We start from the raw sequence: 4,724 nt of genomic DNA on the forward strand, positions 1-4,724 counted from the left end.
CTCAACCACGTCCAGCCCGTACTGCCGGGCAAGCCTGAAGCCGACGGTCCGTGGCCCCGACCTGCGGCCATGAGGGGCCGCCGAGGGCGACCACCAGCTTCGGGGCTGTGAAGTTGCGGCCGCCGAATCGTACCGTGAACGGCCCATGTCCCTCCACGGATTCGATGGGCTGTCCCGTGAGCAGTTCCACGCCCGCTTTTCGTGCCCTGTCCACCAGCTCCCCGGCCAGACGCCCGGCCTTCTGTTCGCAGAAGAGCTGCCCGGCGGCCTTTTCCTCGTAGGTCAGGCCGCACTCGGCGAAAAAGGCGACCGCGTCCCATGGCGTGTGCCGGGCCAGCGCGGACTTGGCAAAGTGCGGGTTGTTCGAGGCGTAGTCTTCCGGGCCTGCGTCGAGGTTGGTGAAATTGCAGCGACCGCCGCCGGAGACGCGTACTTTTCGTGCGGGCTTGTCCGCGTGGTCGAGCATGGTGACGGACAGGCCGGAGCGGGCGGCGTGGATGGCGCAGTAAAGCCCTGCAGCCCCGGCCCCGAGGATGATGACGTCTGGTGAGCGCATGGCCGGGTTGTACGGAAACGCGCGTGACCGGGCAATGAAAAAAACGGACGGATTCCCGTCGCGAGCTTCCCAACGGGCGTTTCTTTTGGTATGGGATTTCGACCGATGGCGCAAAATGCGTCAGGAATCGAGGGAGGTACACGCTATGATGGGTTTCTTTTGGTTTTTCGTGGGTCTGATCACGATTATCGCCGCGCTGGTGATGCTCAAGGTCAGCACGCCGAACGAAGACTAGACCGATCCGCCGGGGGACCGGCACGGACGATTTTCGCGGGGGAACCGGTTCCTGAATGGAGCCGGGGCCTCCGCGCGTTTTTTCAGGAGCCGAAATGATCATCTATTCGTGGAACGTGAACGGCTACCGGGCCGTGTTGAAGAAGGGATTCACCGATTGGCTGGACGCCTGTGGAGCCGACGTGGTCATGCTGCAGGAGACCAAGGTCCGCCCAGAACAGCTCGGCGACGGCGAGGACGCGCCCGAAGCCTACGAGCACCACTACTGGAACTGGGCCACGGTCAAGAAGGGTTATTCCGGCACTGCCTGCTTCACCCGTCCGGAACCGCTCTCCGTGCATTACGGACTCCCTGACGACCGCTACAAGGGCGAGGGCCGCGTGGTTCGGCTGGAGTACCCGGACTTCTGGCTCTTCAACATCTACTATCCCAACGCAGATGTCCGACGAGCGGCTGCAGTTCAAGATGGGTTTTTACGACGCCTTTCTTGAACACGCCGAGGAGCTTCGCAAGAACAAGCCCATCGTGGTGGGCGGGGATTTCAACACCGCGCACACCGAGATCGACCTCAAGAATCCCAAGCCCAACTCGGACCGCTCCGGCTTTCTGCCCGAGGAGCGGGAGTGGATCACCAAGTTCATCGATCACGGCTACGTGGACACCTTCCGCATGTTCGAACCCGGACCGCACCATTACACGTGGTGGTCCTACCGATTCAACGCCCGCAAGAACAACGCGGGGTGGCGCATCGACTATTTCTTCGTCTCGGAAGAGCTGCGGGACAGGGTCTCGCGCTCATGGATCGAGCCGGACGTCATGGGCTCGGACCACTGCCCCATCGGCATCGAACTCGACATCTAAAAAGACGGCCCGCCATCCTGAGGACGGCGGGCCGGATTCTTGTGGGCAAAATTTGCGCTAGCAGACGCGCAACATGTCGCGGGTCATCTCGCGGTACAGGTCCGAGAGGAAGACAACGCCCATGGCCTTGCCGCCTTCCATGACGATGCACCAGCTCTTGCGGGCCTTGGCCATGACGTCGTGCAGCACCAGCGCGGCATCGTTGGGCCTGACCTTGGGAACGTCGGGTTCGATGAAGTCCTCAAGGCGCAGCTGGGTGCAGGTCAGGCAGGCGTGCCTGACAGCCTGATCCCAGTCCACGGATTCGATATTCTTGATATTTTCATCACGAAGAACCGCCTGCTTGAGAGCCTTCATCACCTTCCAGATGCTGATCGCTCCGGCGAGCTTGCCGCCCTTGGTCTTGACCACGACCACGAAGTTGTCGGGGTTTTCCCGAATGGCGTCGCGCAGCACGCGAACGCATTCGGCCATGCTGGCGTCTTCCTGAACAGCGGGGAATTCGTCGCGCATGATGTCCCACGCGCGTTTTCTGAGCATCATAAGTTTTTCTCCTTGGAAGAAACAGGTGCCTATCGGCCTTGCCTTTTTTTGCCCCCATAGCGGCAATCCCGGGCGTTGTCCATATCCTCGTGTCGGTTCGTCTTGACAAACTGGCCGGGATATTGCTTGGGAAAAGGCATGTACAGAATGACATTGGCCCTGCTGGGCCTGCTATTATTTTCCGGAACAGCCATGGCGGGCATCAAGGTGCCCTTCGGCGTGGGCGAGCGTTTCACCTACGACCTTTACTGGACGGTCATCAAGGCTGGCAACGCCACGCTCGAGGTGCTGCCCGGCGAGCCCATCGACGGCCATGAGACCGTCCACCTGCACGCCAAGGCCAGAACCACGCCCTTCATCGACACCTTTTACAAGGTCCGCAACACCATCGACTCCTGGGCCGACCCGGACATGAAGCGGGCCTACAAGTACTTCAAGAGCCAGCGGGAAGGCACCTACGAAAAGGACGCCCTCGTGGTGTTCGACTGGGACGAGATGAAGTCGCGCCGGTACATCAAGGGCGACCTGCGCCACGAGCTGGACCTTGACGGGCCGTATTTCGACCCGCTGTCCATCCTGTTCAACTTCCGCAAGCACATCCTCTACAAGACCATGCGCTTCTCCGGTCCGGTCACGGACGGCAAGGTGCTGGTGCCCGGCGAGGCGTACGTGGCGGGCAAGAACGTCATCGACACCCCGATCGGGGAGATCGACTGCTTCCGGGTGGAGCTTGAGACCAAGCACCTGAGCGGCGTGTTCAGGAAAAGCAGCAAGGCCAAGCTCGTGGTCTGGTTTTCGGCCGATGACCGGCGCATCCCCGTGAAGGTCAAGTCCAAGGTGGCGGTGGGCAGCTTCTCCATGGAGCTGACCGGGTACCGCCCGCCCGACAAGCCGGTAGCGTCCTTGCCATAGCAGAGAATCTCCAGTATCGCCGAGTCCATGCAGAATACGAACGACGTTCTGGCAATGGACAGGCGGCATGCGTGGCATCCGTACGCCTCGGTGACGGAACCGCTGCCGGTTTATGATGTGGTCTCGGCCTCGGGCGTTCGCCTGACGCTGGCCGACGGCCGCGAGTTGGTGGACGGCATGGCTCATGGTGGTGCGCGGTCCACGGCTACAATCACCCCGCCCTCAACCGGGCCGCCGAGGCCCAACTCGGAAAGATGGCCCACGTCATGTTCGGCGGCATCACCCATGAACCGGCGGCGCGGCTCTGCGCCCGGCTGGCCGAGCTTGCCCCGGGCGACCTGAACCGTGTCTTCCTGTGCGACTCCGGCTCGGTGTCCGTCGAGGTGGCCATGAAGATGGCCATGCAGTACATGGCTGCGCGGGGCGATTCCCGCCGCTGTCGTTTCCTGACCGTCCGGCGCGGCTACCATGGCGACACCTTTCACGCCATGTCCGTGTGCGATCCGGTCAACGGCATGCATTCGCTCTTTGCCGGTGCGCTTCCGAAACAGTATTTCGCGCCCGAACCGTCCGTCCCCTTCGGCGGGGAATGGAACGAGGCGGAGCTTGCACCGCTCGTGGACCTGCTGGAGCAGAAGGGCGACGACATCTGCGCCATGATCCTCGAGCCCGTGGTGCAGGGGCTGGCGGCATGCGGTTCTATCATCCCGAATACCTGCGCCGACTGCGCGACATCTGCGACCGTGCGGGCATCCTGCTCATCTTCGACGAGATCGCCACCGGCTTCGGCCGCAGCGGCGAGTTTTGGGGCGCGGACCATGCGGGCGTGGCCCCGGACATCATGTGCGTGGGCAAGGCCATCACCGGCGGGTACATGGCCCTCGGTGCCACAATCGCCACGGACCACGTTGCCGAGACCATCTGCTCGGCCGATCCGGGCCTGTTCATGCACGGCCCCACCTTCATGGGCAACCCGCTGGCCTGCGCCGTTGCCAACGCAAGCCTCGACCTGCTGGAGAGCGATCCGTGGCGGCCACGGGTTGCGGCCATCGAATCCCAGATGCGCCGGGAGCTGTCGCCGTGCGCCGAGCTGCCCCACGTGGCCGATGTGCGCGTGCTCGGAGCCATCGGCGTCATTGAACTGGACCGTCCGGTGGTCATGGCGGAAATCCAGCGCCAGTTCGTGGAGCGCGGTGTCTGGGTGCGGCCTTTCGGCAAGCTCGTCTATGTGATGCCGCCGTACGTCATGGAGCAGAATGACCTTTCGTTGCTGACCTCGGCCATGTGCGATGTGGTGCGTGACGACAACGGCATTCGGCAGGGGGCGTGATGATTCGCTTCGTAACCGGCATCGATACGGGGGTGGGCAAGACCGTTGCCACGGGCCTGATGCTGCGAGACCTCTTGCGGCGCGGCGTGCGGGCTTCGGCCATGAAGCTGGTTCAGACCGGGTTGGCCCATGAGGACGGCGATACGCAGACATTTGCCCGGCTATCCGGTGCGCGCGACCTGCCCGAGTGTCCGGCCTGTTTCGACTATCCCGCCGCGCCCGACCTTGCTGCCGCGCTTGAGGGGCGCAGCGTGGAGCCCGATGCTTTGGTCGGGGCCGTGGAGGACG

At 63.1% G+C, this 4,724-nt stretch carries 5 protein-coding genes and 2 pseudogenes; 5 read left to right on the forward strand and 2 right to left on the reverse strand.

The features are described from left to right. Position 1 precedes the first annotated feature (1 nt). Positions 2–556 (reverse strand): FAD-dependent oxidoreductase, encoded by a 555-nt coding sequence (locus tag JCM12178_RS16945; protein ID WP_054653121.1) that lies wholly within the window; start codon positions 554–556, stop codon positions 2–4. Between the two features lie 329 nt (positions 557–885). Between JCM12178_RS16945 and JCM12178_RS16955 the strand changes: the two are divergent. Then, a pseudogene (locus JCM12178_RS16955) lies at positions 886–1,651 on the forward strand (exodeoxyribonuclease III). Positions 1,652–1,708: 57 nt separating this feature from the next. On the opposite strand, the gene JCM12178_RS16960 reads toward JCM12178_RS16955, so the two are convergent. Then, positions 1,709–2,194: a CBS domain-containing protein gene (locus JCM12178_RS16960; RefSeq protein WP_054653125.1), complete on the reverse strand. Its 486-nt coding sequence runs from the start codon at positions 2,192–2,194 to the stop codon at positions 1,709–1,711. Between the two features lie 138 nt (positions 2,195–2,332). On the opposite strand from JCM12178_RS16960, the gene JCM12178_RS16965 reads away from it, so the two are divergent. From JCM12178_RS16965 to bioD, 4 genes and pseudogenes are all read left to right on the forward strand, one after another. Then, on the forward strand, positions 2,333–3,106 hold the full coding sequence (locus JCM12178_RS16965; RefSeq protein WP_245628851.1) for a DUF3108 domain-containing protein: 774 nt from the start codon (positions 2,333–2,335) through the stop codon (positions 3,104–3,106). 27 nt (positions 3,107–3,133) lie between these two features. Further along, entirely contained in the window at positions 3,134–3,448 is a 315-nt protein-coding gene (locus JCM12178_RS20125; protein WP_245628852.1) for a hypothetical protein, read from the forward strand. After that, positions 3,346–4,436, forward strand: a pseudogene (gene bioA, locus JCM12178_RS16970) (adenosylmethionine--8-amino-7-oxononanoate transaminase); the annotation flags it as partial. The gene JCM12178_RS20125 and the pseudogene bioA, both read left to right, overlap by 103 nt. Beyond that, positions 4,436–4,724 (forward strand): ATP-dependent dethiobiotin synthetase BioD (bioD, locus tag JCM12178_RS16975; RefSeq protein ID WP_157054984.1); only part of this gene is annotated, 289 nt, incomplete at its 3' end. The pseudogene bioA and the gene bioD, both read left to right, overlap by 1 nt.

Source organism: Salidesulfovibrio brasiliensis JCM 12178 (assembly GCF_001311825.1).
Taxonomy (GTDB): domain Bacteria; phylum Desulfobacterota; class Desulfovibrionia; order Desulfovibrionales; family Desulfovibrionaceae; genus Pseudodesulfovibrio; species Pseudodesulfovibrio brasiliensis.

What these genes read in the sequence shown, in the direction of transcription:
- JCM12178_RS16960 (WP_054653125.1), bottom strand. Translation starts at nt 2,194, where the DNA reads ATGATGCTCAGAAAACGCGCGTGGGACATCATGCGCGACGAATTCCCC.
- JCM12178_RS20125 (WP_245628852.1), top strand. Translation starts at nt 3,134, where the DNA reads ATGCAGAATACGAACGACGTTCTGGCAATGGACAGGCGGCATGCGTGG.
- JCM12178_RS16945 (WP_054653121.1), bottom strand. Translation starts at nt 556, where the DNA reads ATGCGCTCACCAGACGTCATCATCCTCGGGGCCGGGGCTGCAGGGCTT.
- JCM12178_RS16965 (WP_245628851.1), top strand. Translation starts at nt 2,333, where the DNA reads ATGTACAGAATGACATTGGCCCTGCTGGGCCTGCTATTATTTTCCGGA.